General features: G+C 60.2%; 21 protein-coding genes. 16 read left to right on the top strand and 5 right to left on the bottom strand.

Features of this window, described 5'->3' with window-relative positions:
- The first annotated feature begins 30 nt into the window (after positions 1 to 30).
- The 8 genes from JMV15_RS01885 to JMV15_RS01920 all read left to right on the top strand — a co-directional run bounded on the left by JMV15_RS01885 (position 31) and on the right by JMV15_RS01920 (position 7,947).
- Positions 31 to 1,032 (top strand): response regulator, encoded by a 1,002-nt coding sequence (locus JMV15_RS01885; protein ID WP_014717198.1) that lies wholly within the window; start codon positions 31 to 33, stop codon positions 1,030 to 1,032.
- Between the two features lie 175 nt (positions 1,033 to 1,207).
- A protein-coding gene (gene prfB, locus JMV15_RS01890) for a peptide chain release factor 2 (RefSeq protein WP_096001736.1) occupies positions 1,208 to 2,303 on the top strand; the annotation gives its coding sequence in 2 pieces (ribosomal slippage) (positions 1,208 to 1,279 and positions 1,281 to 2,303; 1,095 coding nt in all).
- A 79-nt stretch (positions 2,304 to 2,382) separates the two neighbouring features.
- Positions 2,383 to 3,885, top strand: a complete 1,503-nt coding sequence (gene lysS / locus JMV15_RS01895; RefSeq protein ID WP_003189082.1) for a lysine--tRNA ligase — start codon at positions 2,383 to 2,385, stop codon at positions 3,883 to 3,885.
- A 143-nt stretch (positions 3,886 to 4,028) separates the two neighbouring features.
- Positions 4,029 to 4,745 (top strand): TetR/AcrR family transcriptional regulator, encoded by a 717-nt coding sequence (locus JMV15_RS01900; RefSeq protein WP_014717200.1) that lies wholly within the window; start codon positions 4,029 to 4,031, stop codon positions 4,743 to 4,745.
- 95 nt (positions 4,746 to 4,840) lie between these two features.
- Positions 4,841 to 6,118, top strand: coding sequence for a flavohemoglobin expression-modulating QEGLA motif protein (locus tag JMV15_RS01905; RefSeq protein WP_102666024.1), 1,278 nt, complete (start codon positions 4,841 to 4,843; stop codon positions 6,116 to 6,118).
- Positions 6,119 to 6,210: 92 nt separating this feature from the next.
- Positions 6,211 to 7,116, top strand: a complete 906-nt coding sequence (locus JMV15_RS01910; protein WP_014717202.1) for an alpha/beta hydrolase — start codon at positions 6,211 to 6,213, stop codon at positions 7,114 to 7,116.
- The gene (locus tag JMV15_RS01915) at positions 7,113 to 7,439 is read left to right on the top strand and encodes a hypothetical protein (RefSeq protein ID WP_003172217.1); all 327 of its coding nucleotides are present in this window, start codon (positions 7,113 to 7,115) and stop codon (positions 7,437 to 7,439) included. Before JMV15_RS01910 ends, JMV15_RS01915 begins: the two co-directional genes overlap by 4 nt.
- A gap of 151 nt (positions 7,440 to 7,590) precedes the next feature.
- Entirely contained in the window at positions 7,591 to 7,947 is a 357-nt protein-coding gene (locus tag JMV15_RS01920) for a hypothetical protein (RefSeq protein WP_014717203.1), read from the top strand.
- A 491-nt stretch (positions 7,948 to 8,438) separates the two neighbouring features.
- Here the strand turns inward: JMV15_RS01920 and JMV15_RS01925 are convergent, their stop codons facing one another.
- The 3 genes from JMV15_RS01925 to JMV15_RS01935 all read right to left on the bottom strand — a co-directional run bounded on the left by JMV15_RS01925 (position 8,439) and on the right by JMV15_RS01935 (position 10,334).
- Entirely contained in the window at positions 8,439 to 9,224 is a 786-nt protein-coding gene (locus JMV15_RS01925; protein WP_003189093.1) for an OmpA family protein, read from the bottom strand.
- A 56-nt stretch (positions 9,225 to 9,280) separates the two neighbouring features.
- On the bottom strand, positions 9,281 to 9,706 hold the full coding sequence (locus JMV15_RS01930) for a DUF4398 domain-containing protein (protein WP_003189094.1): 426 nt from the start codon (positions 9,704 to 9,706) through the stop codon (positions 9,281 to 9,283).
- A gap of 283 nt (positions 9,707 to 9,989) precedes the next feature.
- Positions 9,990 to 10,334, bottom strand: coding sequence for a hypothetical protein (locus tag JMV15_RS01935; protein ID WP_014717206.1), 345 nt, complete (start codon positions 10,332 to 10,334; stop codon positions 9,990 to 9,992).
- Between the two features lie 199 nt (positions 10,335 to 10,533).
- Here JMV15_RS01935 and ppc point away from each other — a divergent pair, with 199 nt between their 5' ends.
- From ppc to JMV15_RS01965, 6 genes are all read left to right on the top strand, one after another.
- Positions 10,534 to 13,179, top strand: a complete 2,646-nt coding sequence (gene ppc / locus JMV15_RS01940; protein ID WP_201491242.1) for a phosphoenolpyruvate carboxylase — start codon at positions 10,534 to 10,536, stop codon at positions 13,177 to 13,179.
- Positions 13,180 to 13,459: 280 nt separating this feature from the next.
- A complete protein-coding gene (gene adk, locus JMV15_RS01945) occupies positions 13,460 to 14,107 on the top strand; it encodes an adenylate kinase (protein ID WP_003189104.1) in 648 nt (215 codons plus the stop codon).
- Between the two features lie 90 nt (positions 14,108 to 14,197).
- Complete coding sequence (tsaB, locus tag JMV15_RS01950; RefSeq protein ID WP_014717208.1) at positions 14,198 to 14,884, top strand: tRNA (adenosine(37)-N6)-threonylcarbamoyltransferase complex dimerization subunit type 1 TsaB; 687 nt, start codon at positions 14,198 to 14,200, stop codon at positions 14,882 to 14,884.
- A gap of 160 nt (positions 14,885 to 15,044) precedes the next feature.
- Positions 15,045 to 15,347 carry a hypothetical protein gene (locus tag JMV15_RS01955; protein WP_034126521.1) on the top strand — a complete coding sequence of 101 codons (303 nt, stop codon included), beginning with the start codon at positions 15,045 to 15,047 and terminating at the stop codon, positions 15,345 to 15,347.
- Positions 15,347 to 16,207: a DUF72 domain-containing protein gene (locus tag JMV15_RS01960; RefSeq protein WP_019817731.1), complete on the top strand. Its 861-nt coding sequence runs from the start codon at positions 15,347 to 15,349 to the stop codon at positions 16,205 to 16,207. Before JMV15_RS01955 ends, JMV15_RS01960 begins: the two co-directional genes overlap by 1 nt.
- Positions 16,208 to 16,217: 10 nt before the next feature.
- A complete protein-coding gene (locus JMV15_RS01965; protein ID WP_014717211.1) occupies positions 16,218 to 16,916 on the top strand; it encodes an extensin-like domain-containing protein in 699 nt (232 codons plus the stop codon).
- A gap of 3 nt (positions 16,917 to 16,919) precedes the next feature.
- On the opposite strand, the gene JMV15_RS01970 is transcribed toward JMV15_RS01965, so the two are convergent.
- Positions 16,920 to 17,540, bottom strand: coding sequence for a hypothetical protein (locus tag JMV15_RS01970; protein WP_032903259.1), 621 nt, complete (start codon positions 17,538 to 17,540; stop codon positions 16,920 to 16,922).
- Positions 17,541 to 17,636: 96 nt separating this feature from the next.
- On the opposite strand from JMV15_RS01970, the gene JMV15_RS01975 reads away from it, so the two are divergent.
- Entirely contained in the window at positions 17,637 to 18,419 is a 783-nt protein-coding gene (locus tag JMV15_RS01975) for a class I SAM-dependent methyltransferase (RefSeq protein ID WP_014717213.1), read from the top strand.
- A 587-nt stretch (positions 18,420 to 19,006) separates the two neighbouring features.
- Here JMV15_RS01975 and JMV15_RS01980 read toward each other — a convergent pair.
- Positions 19,007 to 19,663, bottom strand: coding sequence for a TetR/AcrR family transcriptional regulator (locus JMV15_RS01980; RefSeq protein ID WP_014717214.1), 657 nt, complete (start codon positions 19,661 to 19,663; stop codon positions 19,007 to 19,009).
- Between the two features lie 93 nt (positions 19,664 to 19,756).
- On the opposite strand from JMV15_RS01980, the gene JMV15_RS01985 reads away from it, so the two are divergent.
- Positions 19,757 to 20,857 (top strand): efflux RND transporter periplasmic adaptor subunit, encoded by a 1,101-nt coding sequence (locus JMV15_RS01985; RefSeq protein ID WP_102666731.1) that lies wholly within the window; start codon positions 19,757 to 19,759, stop codon positions 20,855 to 20,857.
- The last annotated feature ends 3 nt before the right edge of the window (positions 20,858 to 20,860 follow it).

Here is a 20,860-nt window from a genome sequence, read left to right on the forward strand (position 1 = left end):
GCTTGCAGGTAGTAATTCAGGTGACTGCACATGAATGATTTACAGCTCGACGACTTCAAGACCGACGAAAACGCCGCCATGGTGTTGCTGGTCGACGACCAGGCCATGATCGGTGAAGCCGTGCGGCGTGGCCTGGCCCATGAAGAAAACATCGACTTCCACTTTTGTGCCGACCCGCACCAGGCGATTGCCCAGGCGATCCGCATCAAGCCCACGGTGATCTTGCAGGACCTGGTGATGCCGGGCCTGGACGGCCTCACTCTGGTGCGCGAATACCGCAATCACCCGGCCACCGCGAATATTCCGATCATCGTGCTGTCCACCAAAGAAGACCCGCTGATCAAGAGCGCGGCCTTTGCGGCCGGGGCCAACGATTACCTGGTCAAGCTACCGGACAACATCGAGTTGGTGGCGCGCATCCGCTACCACTCGCGCTCCTACATGACCCTGTTGCAGCGCGACGCGGCCTACCGCGCGTTGCGCGTCAGCCAGCAACAGTTGCTGGACACCAACCTGGTGCTGCAACGCCTGATGAACTCCGATGGCCTGACCGGGCTGTCCAACCGCCGCCACTTCGACGAATACCTGGAGTTGGAATGGCGCCGCGCCATGCGCGACCAGACCCAACTGTCGCTGCTGATGATCGACGTGGATTTCTTCAAGACCTTCAACGACAGCTTCGGCCACGTCGAGGGCGACGAAGCCCTGCGCAAAGTCGCCAACACCATCCGTGAAGCCAGCAGCCGCCCTTCGGATTTGCCGGCGCGCTACGGCGGCGAGGAGTTCGCGCTGGTCCTGCCCAACACCTCACCGGGCGGCGCACGCCTGGTCGCGGAAAAGCTGCGCATGGCGGTAGCGGCGTTGAAAATCCCGCACATCGCCCCGGCTGAAGGTGCCAGCCTGACCATCAGTATTGGGCTGTCGACGTTGACGCCTGTCCAGGGTACCGATTGTCGGCAGTTGATCATGGCGGCGGACAAGGGGTTATACACGGCCAAGAATAATGGGCGTAATCAGGTGGGCATCGAATAATCCCAAGCGCCGGGCGCCTCTGTGGGAGCAGGTAAGCCAGCTCCCACATTTGATCGCTATCTGGCTATGGATCCTGTACAAACCACCGCCTTTTCGGCCAAGCGGACTGCCGTTCGCAGCCGTTTGCCGTTATACTCGCCGGCTTTCAAAAGTTCGCCAACGAGTGCTGCCCGCCATGGAAATCAACCCGATCCTTAACACCATCAAGGACCTGTCCGAGCGCTCCGAAACTATTCGGGGGTATCTTTGACTACGATCAAAAGCATGAGCGTCTGACCGAGGTCAATCGCGAGCTTGAAGATCCGAGTGTCTGGAACAAACCTGAGTACGCCCAGGAACTGGGGCGCGAGCGCGCTGCGCTGGCACAGATCGTCGATACCCTCGACGAACTGAACACCGGCCTGGGTGATTGCCGCGACCTGCTGGACATGGCCGTCGAAGAAAACGACGAAGGCGCAGTGGGCGATGTTGTCGCCGAGCTGGCCCGTCTCGAGGAAAACCTCGCCAAGCTTGAATTCCGCCGCATGTTCAGCCATGAAATGGACCCGAACAACGCCTATCTGGATATCCAGGCCGGTTCCGGTGGCACCGAGGCCCAGGACTGGGCCAACATCCTGCTGCGCATGTACCTGCGCTGGGCCGACAAACGCGGTTTCGACGCGACCATCATGGAACTGTCCGCCGGTGAAGTGGCCGGTATCAAGGGCGCGACCGTGCACATCAAGGGCGAATACGCCTTTGGCTGGCTGCGCACCGAGATCGGCGTGCACCGCCTGGTGCGCAAGAGCCCGTTCGACTCCGGCAATCGTCGCCACACCTCATTCTCTGCGGTGTTCGTCTCGCCAGAGATCGACGACAAAGTGGAAATCGAGATCAACCCGGCCGACCTGCGGATCGACACCTACCGTTCCTCCGGCGCCGGTGGTCAGCACGTAAACACCACCGACTCGGCCGTACGTATTACCCACGTACCGACCAACACCGTGGTCAGCTGCCAGAACGAACGTTCCCAGCATGCCAACAAGGACACCGCCATGAAAATGCTGCGGGCCAAGTTGTACGAGCAGGAAATGCAGAAGCGCAACGCCGCTTCCCAGGCGCTGGAAGACACCAAGTCGGATATCGGCTGGGGCCACCAGATCCGTTCGTACGTGCTCGATGCCTCGCGGATCAAGGATCTGCGCACTAACATCGAACGCAGCGACTGCGACAAGGTACTCGACGGCGATATCGACGAATACCTGGAAGCCAGCCTGAAATCCGGCCTCTAATACCCTCTGTGGGAGCGGGCTTGCCCGCGATCCCCCGCCGAAGGCTGGGGGCAACGAACCTGATGGAATATTTAAAGACATGAGCGACCAACAACTCGACCCGCAAGCCCTGCAACAGGAAGAAAACTCCCTGATCGCCCTGCGCAAGGAAAAGCTTGCTGCCGAGCGCGCCAAGGGTAACGCCTTCCCCAACGACTTCCGTCGCGACAACTACTGCGATGCCTTGCAGAAGCAATACGCGGACAAGACCAAGGAAGAACTGGCAGAGGCTGCGATCCCGGTCAAGGTGGCAGGTCGCATCATGCTCAACCGTGGTTCGTTCATGGTGATCCAGGACATGACCGGTCGCATCCAGGTCTACGTCAACCGCAAGACCCTGTCCGAAGAAACCCTGGCCTCGGTGAAAACCTGGGACATGGGCGACATCATCGCCGCCGAAGGCACCCTGGCCCGTTCCGGCAAGGGCGACCTGTACGTCGAGATGACCAATGTGCGCCTGCTGACCAAGTCCCTGCGCCCGCTGCCAGACAAACACCACGGCCTGACCGACACCGAACAGCGCTATCGCCAGCGCTACGTTGACCTGATCGTCAACGAAGACGTGCGCCAGACCTTCCGCGTACGCTCGCAAGTCATTGCTCACATCCGCAGCTTCCTGATGCAGCGTGACTTCCTGGAAGTGGAAACGCCGATGCTGCAGACCATCCCGGGTGGTGCCGCAGCCAAACCGTTCGAAACCCACCACAACGCGCTGGACATGGAAATGTTCCTGCGTATCGCGCCGGAGCTGTACCTCAAGCGCTTGGTGGTGGGCGGCTTTGAAAAGGTGTTCGAGATCAACCGCAACTTCCGTAACGAAGGCGTCTCGACCCGTCACAACCCTGAATTCACCATGTTGGAGTTCTACCAGGCCTACGCCGACTACGAAGACAACATGGACCTGACCGAAGAACTGTTCCGCGAGCTGGCACAGCTGGTGCTGGGCAGCACTGACGTGCCGTACGGCGACAAGGTGTTCCACTTCGGCGAGCCATTCGTGCGCCTGTCGGTGTTCGACTCGATCCTCAAGTACAACCCCGAGCTGACCGCTGACGACCTCAACGACATCGACAAGGCCCGTGCCATTGCCAAGAAAGCCGGCGCCAAGGTGCTGGGCTTCGAAGGCCTGGGCAAGCTGCAGGTGATGATTTTCGAAGAACTGGTGGAGCACAAGCTGGAGCAGCCGCACTTCATTACCCAGTACCCGTTCGAAGTGTCGCCGCTGGCCCGTCGCAACGACGACAACCCCAACGTCACCGACCGTTTCGAGCTGTTCATCGGTGGCCGCGAAATCGCCAACGCCTATTCCGAGCTTAACGACGCGGAAGACCAGGCCGAGCGCTTCATGGCCCAGGTGGCCGACAAGGACGCCGGTGATGACGAAGCCATGCACTACGACGCCGACTTCGTTCGGGCCCTGGAGTACGGCATGCCGCCGACTGCCGGTGAGGGTATCGGCATTGACCGTCTGGTGATGTTGTTGACCAACTCGCCGTCGATCCGCGACGTGATCCTGTTCCCGCACATGCGGCCGCAAGCGTAACCGTAGCGAAATCCGAAGCCGCCTTTTATAAGGCGGCTTTTTTATGTGACCTGTTCAAGTGGTGCTCGTCAGTGATCGTTCCCACGCTCCGCGTGGGAATGCACCCTGTGACGCTCCGCGTCACCTCTAAAGGAAGAAGTGTGGTGAACCGCGTAATAGCTCAAGAAGGTGCCGCCGGCATTGCTGCTGCCGTGGCTGAAAGCGTTCAGTACCAGGGCCGCAAGGCCAGCCGACGGGGCAGCGAGCAACGCCGGCAAGACATTCTCGATGCGGCCATGCGTATCGTCGTGCGCGATGGCGTGCGGGCCGTACGTCACCGGGCAGTGGCGGCAGAGGCGGGGGTGCCGCTGTCGGCCACCACCTATTACTTCAAAGACATCGACGACCTGCTCACCGATACCTTCGCCCAGTACGTGGAACGCAGCGCCGCTTTCATGGGCAAACTGTGGGTGCGCAACGAAGGCCTGTTGCGCGAGATGGTCGCCTATGGCGATGGCAGTCCGGAGTCGCGCTCGCAACTGGCCGATGATATCGCGCGCCTGACCGCTGACTATGTACTGCGCCAGCTGACCAACCGGCGCGAATACCTGATGGCTGAGCAGGCTTTTCGCCAGGAAGCCCTATTGAACCCGCGGCTGGCCGAACTGGTACGCTCCCATCAACAGATCCTGTTGCAGGGTACCGGGCAGTTTTTCCAGGTATTGGGCTCCCGTGAGCCGCAGCAGGATGCCAAGGTGTTGACGGCTATCATCAGTCGGATGGAATATCAGGGCCTGTTGGGCGGCGCAGAGCCTCTGACCGGTGATGAGATGCTTGAAATTCTCAAGCGTTACATGCACCTGGTATTGGCCTCGGTCTAGCCCTGTGCGCAATCTGCTTTGGGGGAGCTGGGCTTGCTGCTGAAGCCGTGCGCTACCTGCGCGTGGGCCAATAACGTTTAAAGAGGAAGCACCGGGTGGACGATTACCAGCAGACGATACGCACCTTGTCCGATCGCATTGTGCTGGCGCAAACACCGATCCGCGTTCTCGATGCGGTGAAATGGGACGAAAACATTCGCCAGGGATTTCTCAAGGCCAAGGGCAACGCGATGCCTGCCGTAGACCGTGATTACTACCTGAACCGACCGCTGTCGTTCGACTCCAGCGCGGTGAAGCTGGAATTCCAGAACATCGAGCGCGACATCACCCGTCGCCTTGGACAATTCAGCCCGGTGGGGCAGATCATGCGGCGCATGTGCCGCGAATACCGCATGGTGGTGCGCATGCTTGAAGCGCGCGGCACCGAGGACTTCGGTCTGATTTCCCAAGAGCTGTACGGCGCCGCCTCCGATGCGTTCCACGCTGGCGACCCGACCCTGGCCGACCTTGGTCTGATGCTCTCCGATTACCTGAACAACATTGATGGCCGGGGTGACCTCAAGGACGAAGCCAAGACCCTCACCGCCAAAGATGCGGTCAGCCTGCTGCAAACCCGTCTGAACAAAGTGTTTGGCGAAGCGGAGGAGACCATCCGCGTATTCGAGTCCGATGGCATTGTCGCCGACGCAGCGGCGGGCGCTGACTACATCAAGATCCGCGCCGACGCGATGTTCAACGACCGCGACGTGCGCGCTTTGGAAGTGCATGAGGGCCTGGTGCATGTGGGCACCACCCTCAACGGCCAGAACCAGCCGATCTGCACGTTCCTGTCCAAAGGCCCGCCGTCGTCCACCGTCACCCAGGAAGGCCTGGCGATCCTGATGGAAATCATCACGTTTGCCTCCTACCCCAGCCGCCTGCGCAAACTCACCAACCGGACACGCGCCATCCATATGGTGGAGGAGGGTGCCGACTTCCTGCAGGTGTTCGAGTTCTTCCGCGAGCAAGGCTTTGAAATGGCCGAAAGCTATGGGAATGCCAGCCGGGTATTCCGTGGTTCGGTGCCCACCGGTCTGCCATTTACCAAGGATTTGTCCTACCTCAAGGGCTTTATCATGGTCTACAACTACATCCAGCTCGCTGTACGTAAAGGCAAGCTGGAGCAAGTGCCGCTGCTGTTCTGCGGCAAGACCACCCTTGAAGACATGCGTACCCTGCGCCAGTTGGTCGACGAAGGCCTGGTGGTGCCGCCCAAGTACCTGCCGGAGCAGTTTCGCGACATGAACGCGCTGGCGGCCTGGATGTGCTTCTCCAACTTCCTCAACCACTTGAGCCTGGACCGGATCGAGGCGGATTACTCCAATATCCTTTAACTGACGAAACCGGATCAAAATGTGGGAGCAGGCAAGCCATCTCCCACATTTGATCTGCACGGGTCTTCAGAACTTTCGCGAGGCTTCAACGGATGAGAATCCTCGGCATTTTATGCCTGCTACTCACACTGAACGGCTGCAGCTCCTTGCTGTTCTACCCCGAGCCCGGCCTGCCCTTCACGCCGGAAAAAGCCCATCTTCCCTACCGCGACGTCACGCTCACCACCGCAGATGGCGTGAAACTGCACGCCTGGTGGCTGCCGGCCAAACCCGGTGTACCGCTCAAGGGCACCGTCCTGCATTTGCACGGCAATGGCGGTAACCTCGCCTGGCACCTGGGGGGCAGTTGGTGGTTGCCGGAACAGGGCTATCAAGTGCTGTTGCTGGACTATCGTGGCTATGGGCTTTCGGAAGGCAAGCCATCGTTGCCGGCGATCTACCAGGATATCGACGCCGCTTTCAGCTGGATCGACAAGGCGCCTGAAACCCAGGGTCAACCGCTGATTATCCTCGGCCAAAGCCTGGGTGGTGCACTGGCAGTGCATTACCTGGCAGCCCACCCGGAGCGCCAATCCCAACTCAAGGCGCTGGTATTGGACGGCGTACCCGCCAGTTATCGTGACGTAGGACAATTCGCCTTGAGCACTTCCTGGTTAACCTGGCCGTTGCAGGTGCCGCTGTCATGGCTGGTGCCTGACGGCGATAGTGCGATCAAGGCCATGCCAGGGCTGACCGGCGTGCCCAAGTTGCTGTTCCACAGCCTGGATGACCCTATCGTGCCGGTGTCCAATGGCATCCGCTTGTATCAGGCCGCCCCCCCGCCCAGGGTGTTGCAACTGACCCGTGGCGGCCATGTGCAGACCTTTGCCGACAAAACCTGGCAAACCGTCATGCTGCGTTATCTGGACGACCCGCAGCACTTCAACGGCTTGCGCCGCCTGGGAGAAATCCCGAATTACCCTGTTCCTAAAGTTGATTCATCAGAGAGCCCGCAATGAGCGAAGAACGCAATATGATCCCGCTGATTCTCACCGGCATCGGCACCATCATCGGCACCGTAGGCTGCCTGTGGTACTACGGCTACCTGCACTTCGCCAAGCCCGAAGATGCGTTGCTGCTCAGCGACTTCACCATGCTCAAGACAGTGCCGGGCGAGGATTACAAGATCTCCCTGACCCCGGCTGCGCAAGTGGCGCAGTGCGTTGACGGCGTGTTGGTGATGTTTGATACCGAACAGAAAGGCTTGAGCGGCGTGCTGGTCAATAACAAGAAGCAGGCCGTGCGTTGCATGGGGCAGGAAACCCCGCAGTTGCAACAGTGAGCCCAAAAACCATCCGGTGTGCAGCTTAGTTGCTCAAGGGCTTTCGAGCCTTTACAGATTGGAACCATCTTCATTCGTACGCCACAGATGAGGTACTGATTGGCCTGGCTGATCAGCGCACTTTATTTCATCAATCTGGAGTACGAGTTTTATGAATGGTATTGGCGCAGCACCTTCAATTGGCGTCGGCAATTCGGGAGGTTCTCAGGGGGCTTCGCAAGGTCTTGATCAGCAAATCCAGCAACTTCAAGAGCAAATCCGCGCTAAGCGCGGTGAAGGTTCGCAAGGTTCTGGTTCCGGTGGTTCCCAGGGGGGTGGAGGCGCTCAAGGTTCCGGAGCAAGCCAAGGCGCTGGTGGGGGAGAAAGCATTGAAGAGCTGCTTGAAATGCTGAAGCAACTGCTGGAAAAAAAAGCGGCTCAAAGTGGCCAAGCCGGTGAAGGTGGCTCAGCTGGCCAAGGCCAGATTCAGGCCGGCGGTGGCGAGAATCAAGGCTCAGTCACCTACTGATAGGCAACCCTTAAAAACCTGTCAGTTATCGACAGGTTTTTCATGTCAGCGGCATTGCACTTATCGGCGTACCGGGGGCGTGTAACGAAATTGTTTGGAACCTAATTGCGTCAGGTACCACAAAGGGCGATGTAACTTACGCACAGTGGGGGCGGGAAGGCAGTGATAAGAATTGATGCGATATGCAATATGCTGGCTATGGCCAGGGCGCATCAGGCGTTGGAGCGGGCGGATGCGCAAGAACAGGCGCGTAATCAGTTGGCAGGTTGCTCATCTGATACCTCCCGTCATAACAAAAAGATAACGCCGCCGGATGAAGATACTGATCGCATGATCAAGTTTCCCTAGTCAAAAAAACCACCGTTTCTGGTGGTTTTTTTGTGGCAATCGCATCACCTTCGGATACCTCAATGACTAAAGCTTGAATACGCTTTCATGAATGGCAACGAAAAAGCCCCGCCTGAAGGCGGGGCTTTTTACCAGACCAATGATCAGTTAGCGACGGAAGACCGTGGCTTGACCGGCTGGTTGTCGTTGGAGATTGTCACCTCAACGCGACGGTTCATGGCGCGGCCGGAAACGCTGCCGTTATCGGCAACCGGATATTCCTTGCCATAGCCCTGGGTCACGATGCGCGAGATATCCACGCCTTGTTGAGCCAGTGCACGTTGAACGGAAGCGGCACGACGCTCCGACAGGCTCTGGTTGTACGAGTCAGAACCGGTGCTGTCGGTGTAGCCTTCGACGATCACTTTACGGTCTGGGTTGTCGCGCAGGAACTGAGCCAGCTTGGTGATGTTCACCAGGCCGCTGGATTTCAGGTCGGACTTGTTGGTGGCGAACAGCACGTCACCGAAAGTCACCAGGGTGCCACGATCGGTTTGCTTGGCGTTCAAGCTGTTTTGCAGTTGCTTGATCTGCGCATCACGCGCGTCCAGCAGGGCACGGGCGCGTTCGTCACCGGCATTTTTCAGCTTGGCTTCGGATTCGCGCAGGACGATGGTGTCCTTGGCCACTTCAACGCGCTGGTTGGTCAGGTATGCGAGTTGGTCGACTTTCTTCTCGTCTTCTTTGTCGCGGTAGGCCTTGTCAGCCTTGTCCAGCCAGTCGCTGGCGTCTTTGGTTTCCAGCGCAGCCAGCTTGGTGGCTTGTGGGTTGGTTTGCAGGGACGAGAAATTGGTCCGCGCATTTTCCAGGTTCGCGTTCGGCGGGGTGGAGCAGGCCGCCAAGGCAACGCTCATCGCCAGCAGGGCAGGGATCATCAATTGTTTACGCATAGTCGTGTCGTCCTTTCAATTCGATATCAGGTGCGATGCAGTCAAGTGGCAGCGGCTTACTTCTGCATGATTGCAGCCGGGCGCATGCCTTCTTTACGCAGTTCGTCAACAGCCTTCTGGGAATCCTTCACAGCCTGTTGAGCCTTGGCAGCCTGGGCTTTACGCTCAGCGACGCGAGCATCCCACTCGGCTTGTTCAGCCAGTTGGCGAGCTTTGTCGTAGTTCTTGTCGTGCATGGCAATCTCAGCTTCTTTGAGCTTGTCCTGGGCCGACTTCATTTCCACCGCCGCATACTCGGTACCGCCGGCGCTGACTGCGCTGTTGACGGCCGATTGGGTTACGGCGTACTGCTCGGTTGGAGGGTTGCCGGCGCAGCCCGCCAGAACGAAGCTGGTGCCGATTGCCAGCGCGGCCAATTTGAGCCCGCGCAGGTGGTTAAACGAGGATTTGGCAGTGCTGGTGTTCATCGTCTTCAACTCCATTGGATAACTCCTGAAAAACATCAAAATCCATCGGGGCGTATCGATTTCGGGCCCGTCGGTAAAGCACATGGCGTCCGTTCAAACGACCGTTCCACAAGTGATGGCTACTGGCTGTGACCGGAGGCTTTTTTCAAAAGTTCAGCGGATATGGCGATTTGCCTAAAAAAATATCTGACTGACTGGTCAATGTTTAAAAAATGGAACTTTCGCGGCGGGCAGCGGTACCTCCGGGCCTGTAAAAGGCCCGGAATACGTGGGTTTAATTGACGTCAATAAATGTTTATCAGTGTTTTTGTTCGTCAGCAACGGCTGATAAATCATGCAAATGGCGACGGGATAACGTGAGAAAACGTGGGGTGGGGCCGACGTCTTCATACAGCGGATCACCCTCTTCGTCGGTGGCAATCACCTGCTGGCCCTGGATGTAGGGAAAGCTGGCTTCCAGCTCTTCCAGTGCGGCGCCGATCAGCTCGCCGAGCAGTTCTTCGACGTGGCGCTTGGGGTACATCTCGGCAATGGCCGCCAGCCGGGCAGCGGCTTCTACATCCAGATGAATGGCGTATTCAGTCTTGGTCAAACGACCCTTGGCGGTTTCTTCCCAATGCTGGGCCAGTTCTCGAATTTTCATGGCTACCTCAATAAAGCCTGCGATGGCAGGCGGTGATGAGTGACCAGCCGCCTGCGTGAAAATAACGCGGCGACTCATCGTTGAGACTAGCTGTAAGCGCCAAGGTTTAAAGTCGTTCGCGTTCGGCCTTGTCAGAAACCGACGTCGGCGGCACTCTGAAGCACCTGCGCGTCCCGGATTTCTGGCTGGAGATTGGCTGATGAGTGATATCGATGCACGCTTGCGTGAGGATGTTCACCTGCTGGGTGAGCTGTTGGGCAACACCATTCGAGAGCAGTACGGCGAGGCTTTCCTCGATAAGATCGAGCAGATCCGCAAAGGCGCCAAGGCCGACCGCCGTGGAGCCGTTTCGCAAAATGCCGCTGGTGATGAACTGAGCGCCAGCCTCAATCAGTTGCAGGAGGAGGAGTTGCTGCCCGTGGCGCGGGCCTTCAACCAGTTCCTCAACCTGGCCAACATTGCCGAGCAATATCAGTTGATTCATCGGCGCGATGAATCGCAATCTTCGCCGTTCGAATCCCGCGTCTTGCCAGAATTGCTGGCCCGTCTGCAAAGCGAAGGGCACAGCAATGAATCCTTGGCCCGGCAGCTGGCGCGGCTGGACATCGAGCTGGTGCTCACCGCCCACCCCACCGAAGTGGCCCGCCGCACGCTGATTCAGAAATACGATGCCATTGCCGCGCAACTGGCCTTGCAGGATCACCGCGATCTCACCACCGCCGAGCGCGAGCAGATTCGCGAGCGCTTGCAACGCTTGATCGCCGAAGCCTGGCACACCGAAGAAATCCGGCGCGTGCGCCCCACGCCGGTAGATGAAGCCAAATGGGGCTTTGCGGTGATCGAGCATTCGCTGTGGCACGCCATTCCCAATTACCTGCGCAAGGCCGACCAGGCCCTGCACGCCGCCACCGGCTTGCGCCTGCCCCTGGAGGCTGCGCCGATTCGCTTTGCTTCGTGGATGGGCGGCGACCGTGACGGCAACCCCAACGTCACCGCGCCGGTCACCCGCGAAGTGCTGCTGCTGGCGCGTTGGATGGCGGCGGATTTGTATCTGCGTGACATTGATCAACTGGCTTCCGAGCTGTCGATGCAACAGGCCAGCCCGGCGTTGCAAGCCAAAGTCGGCGACAGCGTCGAACCTTATCGTGCCTTGCTCAAGCAACTGCGCGAACGCCTGCGCGCCACGCGCCAGTGGGCCCACACCTCGTTGACCAGCACCACCCCGGCGCCGGCCGAGGTGTTGCAGGACAACCGCGACCTGCTCGACCCGCTGCAGCTGTGCTACCAGTCCCTGCATGAATGCGGCATGGGCGTGATCGCCGATGGCCCGCTGCTCGACTGCCTGCGCCGTGCCGTGACGTTCGGCCTGTTCCTGGTGCGCCTGGATGTGCGTCAGGACTCCAGCCGTCACTCGGCGGCCATGACCGAAATTACCGATTACCTGGGCCTGGGGCGTTATGAGGACTGGGATGAGGATGCGCGTATCAGCTTCCTGACCCAGGAACTGACCAATCGGCGGCCCTTGCTGCCGGGTTACTTCAAACCCTCGGCGGACACTGCCGAGGTATTGAATACCTGCAAGGAAATCGCCGCCGCACCGGCGGCGTCATTAGGTTCGTATGTCATCTCTATGGCGGGCGCCGCGTCGGATGTGTTGGCGGTGCAACTGCTGTTGAAAGAGTCGGGCGTACAACGGCCGATGCGCGTAGTGCCGTTGTTCGAGACCCTGGCCGACCTGGACAACGCCGGACCGGTGATGGAGCGTCTGCTGCAATTGCCGGGTTACCGCGCACGCTTGCAGGGCCCGCAGGAAGTGATGATTGGCTACTCGGACTCGGCCAAGGACGCGGGCACCACGGCCGCCGCCTGGGCGCAGTACCGGGCGCAGGAACGTCTGGTGGATATCTGCCGCGAGCAACAGGTGGAGCTATTGTTGTTCCATGGTCGCGGCGGCACCGTTGGTCGTGGCGGTGGCCCGGCACACGCGGCTATCCTGTCGCAGCCGCCGGGCTCGGTGGCGGGGCGTTTCCGTACCACTGAGCAGGGCGAGATGATTCGCTTCAAATTCGGTCTGCCGGATATCGCTGAGCAGAACCTCAATCTCTACCTGGCGGCGGTACTGGAAGCGACCCTGTTACCGCCGCCCCCTCCCGAGCCTGCCTGGCGTCATCTGATGGACGAACTGGCGGCAGACGGTGTCAGCGCTTACCGGGCCGTGGTGCGGGAAAATCCGCAGTTCGTCGAGTACTTCCGCCAGTCCACGCCGGAGCAGGAGTTGGGCCGTTTGCCCTTGGGCAGTCGCCCGGCCAAGCGCCGTGCGGGCGGGATAGAAAGCTTGCGCGCCATCCCATGGATCTTTGGCTGGACCCAGACGCGTCTGATGCTACCCGCCTGGCTCGGCTGGGAAGCGGCACTGAGCAAGGCGCTGGAGCGCGGTGAAGGTCAATTGCTGGGGCAGATGCGCGAGCAGTGGCCATTCTTTCGCACGCGCATCGACATGCTGGAAATGGTGCTGGCCAAGGCCGATGCCGATATCGCCCGTCTTTATGATGAGCGTCTGGTGCAGCCGGACCTGCTGGCATTGGGTGCGCACTTACGCGACCTATTGTCGCAGGCGTGTGACGTGGTGCTTGGCCTGACCGGCCAGTCGCAGCTGCTGGCCCATAGCCCCGACACCCTGGAGTTCATCCGCCTGCGCAACACCTACCTGGACCCCTTGCACCTGTTGCAGGCCGAGTTGTTGGCACGTTCCCGTCAGCAGGAGGCTGCGCAAGACAGCCCTCTGGAACAGGCGCTGCTGGTGTCCGTGGCCGGTATTGCGGCCGGTTTGCGCAACACCGGTTGAGGTTTTTTGCGTGCACTCAATGGCTTGCGGATAAACCACGACGACCGCCCGGAAACGGGCGGTCGTCTTTTGAGCAGGCGGGTTGCGCTCAGGCACACCCTGGCGCTGACGCATGTGCGGCGCGGGTTTCTCCTACTTTTGGCGGCTTGTATGGTGAGGGCCCGCTGTGTATCTTGATCAGCCTTTGGCCGTTTGATCGGCCTAGAACCACATTTTTACGAGATTGGCCCCACGCGGCGAATCCGAGCGTCATCTCTATAAAAAATTGAGGAGCACATCGATGCGCGTCATTCTGCTGGGAGCTCCCGGGGCCGGTAAAGGTACTCAGGCAAAGTTCATCACTGAAAAATTCGGCATTCCACAAATCTCCACCGGCGACATGCTGCGTGCGGCCGTCAAGGCTGGCACCGAGCTGGGCCTGATCGCCAAGAGCGTGATGGACAGCGGCGGCCTGGTCTCCGATGACCTGATCATCAACCTGGTCAAGGAACGCATCAGCCAGGAAGACTGCAAGAACGGTTTCCTGTTCGACGGCTTCCCACGCACCATTCCCCAGGCTGAAGCCTTGGTGAAGGCGGGCGTGGAGTTGGACGCCGTGGTCGAGATCGCAGTTGAAGACGAAGAGATCGTCCAGCGTATCGCTGGCCGTCGCGTTCACGAAGGCTCGGGCCGCGTGTACCACATCGTCTACAACCCGCCGAAAGTCGAAGGCAAGGACGATGTCACTGGCGAAGACCTGGTGCAGCGTAAAGACGACACCGAAGAAACTGTGCGTCATCGCCTGTCGGTCTACCATTCCCAGACCAAGCCCCTGGTGGACTTCTACCAGAAGCTGTCCGCAGCCCAGGGCAAGCCGAAATACAGCCACATCCCTGGTGTGGGCTCGGTAGAGGCCATCACCGCCAAGGTGCTGCAAGCACTGAGCTGATCCTGTGATCGGCGGCACAGACAACGGCCCGCTTGCGGGCCGTTGTTGTTTATACTGGCGCACTTTTTTCCGACTTGGACACCCACACCGATGAGCACCCTGCTGGCCCTGGACACCGCGACTGAAGCTTGCTCCGTTGCCTTGCTGCACGATGGCAAGGTCACGAGCCACTACGAGGTGATCCCGCGCCTGCACGCGCAGAAATTGTTGCCGATGATCAAGCAACTGCTTGAAGACGCCGGTACCACCCTGGCTGCCGTGGATGCCATCGCGTTCGGCCGTGGCCCCGGTGCATTCACTGGCGTGCGCATTGCCATTGGCGTGGTGCAGGGCCTGGCCTTTGCGCTGGAGCGCCCGGTGCTGCCGGTGTCCAACCTGGCGGTACTGGCCCAGCGCGCGTTGCGTGAGCACGGGGCGTCGCACGTGGCAGCGGCAATTGATGCGCGCATGGATGAAGTTTACTGGGGTTGCTACCGTGAGACCGCAGGCGAAATGCGCCTGGTCGGCACGGAAGCGGTGCTGGCCCCCGAAGCGGCGCAACTGCCCGCTGACGCCAGCGGCGATTGGTTCGGTGCCGGTACGGGCTGGGGTTATGGCGAACGCATCAAGGTGACCTGCGCCGAACAGGACGCGGCGATGTTGCCCCACGCCGAAGACCTGCTGGCGTTGGCACGTTTCGCATTCGAGCGCGGCGAGGCGATTGCGGCGGACCAGGCAGCACCGGTGTACCTGCGCGATAAAGTCGCGCAGACCAAGGCCGAACGCGGGATTATTTGACGCCAAAAATGTGGGCGTTACGCGGCAAATTTCGCCAATCGTCAGAATTTGCCTGGGTTTTTAAACCTTTTACAAATTATGTGTTCTAGTTATCACCAGAGCATTTGCGCGCCATGGAAAGTGCCGCTAAATTGCCATCATTGATACCGAGTCTGCATGTATGCGTATAGACGGTTTTTCCTCACAGTCGTACCCCCTCAAGCGTAAGCCGCGCAAGGCGAGCGTGACGGTAGACGAGTCCGTCGAGGATTCACCGGACTTCATCGAAGTACACACCGATACGCCTTCCAAAGCTCAAGGCGCCTCGAGCGCACGTATCAGCGGCGTTCCTGCCCGTCAGCAAGACATGGTCTTTCCCCGTTCCATGAGCAAAAGCGTTGCCACCGCCCTGGCCAGCTACCTGACCACTGCCGGCTTTGTCGAATGGGATATGGAAGTGCTGGGTCTCGATATCCATATCTGATGCGTTTGCCTTATTACATCGGCTGCCCGTCCTGGAGTGAAAACGCCTGGCGCGAGTACCTGTATCCCGTTGAGGCACGTTCCAGCGATTACCTCGGGCTCTATTCCCAGGTCTTCAACGCCGTTGAGGGCAATACCACTTTTTACGCTCGCCCCTCGGCCGCCACTGTGCAGCGCTGGGCCGAAATCATGCCTGATGATTTTCGCTTCACCGCCAAATTCCCCGGCGATATCAGCCATGCTGGCGATTTGCGTGAACAGTTGCCGGCGGCAGAAAGTTTTGTCGGCTTGATGAGCCCGTTGGGTGAGCGCGTTTCACCGCTGTGGCTGCAGCTCTCGAAGAGCTTTACGCCGCCACGCCTGGCGGAGCTGGCTGGATTTCTCGATGGCATTGATCGGCCGCTGGCCGTGGAGGTGCGTCATGAACAGTTCTTTGCCAAGGGTGATGCTGAGCGCATGCTCAACCGCCTGTTGCGCGATCGCGGTGTCGAGCGCATCTGCCTCGATCCCCGTGCACTGTTCAGTTGTACTTCTACCTCGGAAGCGGTGCTGCATGCCCAGTCAAAAAAGCCCCGGGTGCCACCGCGCCCGGCGGCCCTGACGCAGTTTCCCCAGGTGCGCTTCATCGGGCATCCGGACCTTGAGGCCAATGACCCGTTCCTGATTCCCTGGGTGGAAAAGATTGCCACTTGGATCGAAGAGGGCCGCACGCCCTATATGTTCCTGCACACGTCGGACAACCGTCTCGCGGCACAGCTGGCGCTGCGCTTCCACGCCAAGCTGATGGTGCGCCTGCCAGGGCTACCGCCGCTGCCTGCCTTGCATCGAGAACCCGTGGCGGAGCAGCTCGGACTACTTTGAGGGTTGAGCCGTGGGTGTGGTCAAGACATTGAGTGTGTTGCTGTTGTTGGTGGGGGCATTTGCGTTGGCTGTCTGGCGCGGTTGGGTGCCGATGCCGCCTGAATGGAACCCCTGGGCGCCCTTGGATGTGCGAGCGAGCCCCAACCTGTTGACGCGCTACAAGCTCAGTCGTTTGCAGGATGATCCAGCGCTGTGTGACCAGGTGTTGAACACCTCTGGTCTGCGCGTGAGCCGCCAGGCTGATACACCGACTGATGCAGCGTGCCCCTTGCGCAGTGTCCTGCGCGTGCAGGGCGCTGACGTGGCCTTGAGCAGCAGCTTTCTTGCCAGTTGCCCGCTGGCGGTGGCGTTCGCCTTGTTCGAGCGACATAGCCTGCAACCGGCGGCCCAGGCCGTGTTTGGCCAAGCGGTGAGCCGCGTCGAGCATTTGGGCAGTTTTGCCTGCCGTAATATCTACAACCGTGCCGACGGTCGACTCAGCCAGCATGCGTCGGCCAATGCCCTGGATATCGCCGGTTTTCGCCTGGCGGATGGGCGCAGCATCAGCGTGCTCAAGGATTGGCCGGGCCAGGGCGACAGTGCGCGTTTCCTGCGCTTGGTACGCGATGGCGCCTGTGATGATTTCAACGTGGTGTTGAGCCCGGACTACAACGCCGCCCATCGCAACCATTTCCATCTGGACATGGGGCGTTGGTGGGTGTGTCGCTAAGGTTCAGGCGGCCAGGCGCAGGTTGTGGGTCACCAGCGGGCGCGCCCAGTAGTAATCGAAATCCAGGGCCTTTTGCTGCGCCAGCAGTTCTTCTTCGGGGTACGGCGTGGCGGCCGGTGGCAGCAGGTCCAGCTCGAATTCGGCAATCGGCAGGTGCAGTGGGCGTGGTTGTGGCGCCGGGCCCGGCGCGGGTAGCGGTTGGCCGGCGTTCAGCACAATGGGGCGCACCCACTCGCTCTCAAACGCTTGTTGGCGTTGCTGGACGATGACTTCTTCTTCCGGGAACGGCGTCGCGGCCGGTGGCAGCAGCTCGGTTTCGAACTCGGCAATTGGCAGGAAGAGCGGTTCCGGCGGGGCGATCTCGGTGTCTTTCACATCGCACTCACGCTGGGTGAGGATCTGCGCCAGCAGGTCGGCGCCTTCGCGGGGTTCAACCGCCGGGTCTGCCGGGGCAGGCGTCTTGGCGGCGAGCGCGTCCGACGTTTCACCGAGCTGCTCGGCCAACGCACGGGCGAAGAAGTCCTGCCACACATGACTCACCCCGGCCAGCGCTTGGGTATTGCGCAGGCCGTAATGGTTGTGGGTCGGCAGTACACCGATGGAAAGGGGAAGAATGTCTGACATTTTTCTCGGTCGACGCTCAGCTCTGGCAAAATACCTGACTGTGATTTTTATCGGCCGTTGTTTGCCGATCCTTAATATTTTTGAGCGTGGCGATTGATGAACGAACAACCAGCGGCCAGCCGCATCCAGGTCCAAGCCTTGGCTGACAGCTTCCAGGCCCGCGCTGAACAGTGGGCTTCGCTGCTGGGGTTGCCTCTGCAGGTGGCCGATGCGGATTTTTCCCTGCAAGTGGGGGAGCACGGCTTGCAGTTGCAACAGCTTGGGCCTGATGCGCCAGGGCCGGTGCGGGTCGACTTTGTCGAAGGCGGCGCGGCGCATCGGCGGTTGTATGGTGGCGGCAGCGGGCAGATGATCGCCAAGGCGGTGGGCATCGCCCAGGGCGTGCGCCCGCGGGTGCTGGATGCCACGGCTGGCTTGGGCAAGGACGCGTTCGTGCTGGCCAGCCTCGGGTGTGAGATGAGCCTGATCGAGCGCCAGCCGCTGATCGGCGCCTTGCTCGAAGATGGTCTGGCCCGCGCTGCCGAGGATTTTGACGTGGCGCCGATTGTGGCGCGCATGAAGCTGCTCAAGGGCAACTCCATCGACGTGATGCTCAACTGGCAGGGCGAGCCGCCTCAGGTGATCTACCTGGACCCGATGTTTCCGCACCGTGAGAAAACCGCCCTGGTGAAGAAGGAAATGCGCCTGTTCCGCCCATTGGTGGGCGATGACCCGGATGCCCCGGCGTTGCTCGCGGCGGCTCTGGCCCTGGCCAGCCATCGTGTGGTGGTCAAGCGTCCGCGCAAGGCACCCTGCATTGAGGGGCCGAAGCCGAGCCATGCGCTGGATGGCAAGTCCAGCCGCTACGACATTTATCCCAAGAAAGCGCTCAAGCCGTAAGCTGCAAACAGCAGCACTTATCTCCCAGGTGCGGCGAGATCCAACTGTGGGAGCTGGCTTGCCTGCGAAGACGGCCTGACAGCCGATGCCTATCTCTCTGGCGCGCCGCAATCCAAATGTGGGAGCTGGCTTGCCTGCGATGACGGCCTGAAAGCCGACACCTGTCTACCTGACGCCCCGCTATCCAAACTGTGGGAGCGGGCTTGCTCGCGAAGGCTGCCTGGCAGTCAACACAGTTGGATTGTGTACATATCCATTCCTGCGGTAACGGCCACCTAGGGTTCCGCTCTGACAGCGGCTCACTTTTGAAAAGCGCAAAAGTAAGCAAAACGCTCTTGCCCCACCACTCGGCACCTCGCCTGGGCTCGGTGTGCCCATAATCCGCCAGTGAGTTGGGGGGCCGCCGCCACGCGCCATCCATGGCGCGGGGCGGCTAAACCGGCATCCCTGCCGGTTTACCCCCCAAATCCCTGTCGAATTCCGGCCAGCGTGGTTTGACGGGGCGCTTAAGATCAAAATCAAAAGCAGATCAAGAGCAGATCAAGAGCGACTCGCTTCGCATCGTGGTTACCGTCGGTTGCTACCGCCTATGCGGTGCTGTCGAGCCCCGTGCTGCGATAGGCCCGCATAAACAACTGCACCACGTCCTGCACATGCTCTTCGGCCTCTTGCGCGCTCAATTGTCCGCCGCAGCCATACAACAAGCGAAAGTTCGCCGTGCCCTTGAGCAGGCAAAAGAAGTGTTCCGCGGCCTTGAACGGTGTGTCGATGCTCAAGGCACCGCTCTGGTGAATCTTGCCGAGCAAGCGCTCCATGCCTTGCAGCATGCGCATGGGGCCGGCGTTGAAGAAGATCTGGGAGAGTTTCACGTCCTGATTGCCGGTGGTCATCATCAGGCGATGCAGGTTTACCGACTCCTCGCTGTTGATCAGCCGATGAAAGCCGCGTGCGATGTTGAGCAACACCGTCTCGACGGGCATGCCTTCGGGAAGCTCGAAGTACATCACCGGCAATTGCTCTTCACATTTGGCCACTACCGCCGCGGTGAACAGCGTCTCCTTGTCGGTGAAGTGGCTGTAGACCGTGAGTTTCGATACGCCGGCCGCCAGGGCGACGGCGTCCATGCTGGTGTTTGCATAGCCCTTGTCCAGGAACAGCGATTTTGCCGATTCGAGGATTGCCTGGCGTTTTGCCATGTCCTTGGGGCGCCCGGGGCTTGCGGTGTTCAGAGGATTGTCGGACATTTTCACCTTTAATACTGGACTGGTGAGTTTGGTATTAATAACATACCGGCCAGTATAATTATTCCAAGCTCTATTTGCGAAAGGTCCTTCAGCATGCGCAGCGCTTTCCTGCCCCTTGCTTTGCCTGTCAGCCTGATCTTCCTGTTGGCCGCTTGCGGCCATGAAGAAGCGGCCCAGACCACCGTGCGCCCGGCCATGGTGGTGCAACCGCAGCCGTCGGCGCAGGCAATGGACAGCTACCCCGGTGAGGTGCGTGCCCGTTATGAGCCGGACCTGGCCTTTCGCATCGGCGGCAAAGTCAGCAAGCGCCTGGTGGAGGAGGGCGAACGGGTCAAGGCCAACCAGCCGCTGGCCGAACTCGACCCCCAGGACGTGCGCCTGCAACTGGAGGCCACCCGCGCCCAAGTAGCCGCCGCAGAGGCCAATCTGAGCTTGGTACGTGCGGAGCGAGATCGCTACAAGACCTTGATGGACCGTCAGATGGTCAGTCGGTCGCAGTACGACAATTCCGAAAACCTCTACCGAGCCGGTGAAGCACGCCTGAAGCAGATCAAGGCCGAGTTCGATGTGTCCAGCAATCAGGCGGGCTACGCCGTGCTGCGTGCGCCTCAGGATGGGGTAGTCGCCAAGCGTGCCGTCGAGGTGGGGCAAGTGGTTTCCGCTGGCCAGACGGTGTTCACCCTGGCCACCGATGGCGAGCGTGAAGTCTTGATCAGCCTGCCCGAGCAGGGCTTTGGCCGCTTCAAGATCGGCCAGCCGGTGTCGGTGGAGTTGTGGAGCCAGCCAGAGCAACGCTTCGCCGGGCGCATTCGTGAACTGTCTCCTGCCGCCGACCCCAAGTCTCGCACCTTCGCCGCGCGCGTAGCCTTCACCGGCGGCAAAGTGCCCGCCGAACTGGGCCAAAGCGCACGGGTTTTCATCCAGGTCGACGGTGTCATTCCCCTATCGGTACCGCTGTCTGCCCTGAGTGCCGAGAACGGTGCGTCCTACGTTTGGCGTGTAAAACCGGACAACACCCTTGAACGCACCCCTGTACGCATTGGTGCGTTTGGCGAAAACACCGTGCCGGTACTCGAAGGCTTGGCCGCCACCGATTGGGTGGTGGCCGCAGGCGTGCATGTGCTCCATGAGGGCCAGTCAGTGCGCCCGGTGGATCGCTCCAACCGTGTAGTGAATCTGGCGGCCAAGGAGTAGTCC

Origin of the sequence: Pseudomonas paracarnis, assembly GCF_904063055.1 — a bacterium.
In the GTDB taxonomy this organism is placed as follows: domain Bacteria; phylum Pseudomonadota; class Gammaproteobacteria; order Pseudomonadales; family Pseudomonadaceae; genus Aquipseudomonas; species Aquipseudomonas paracarnis.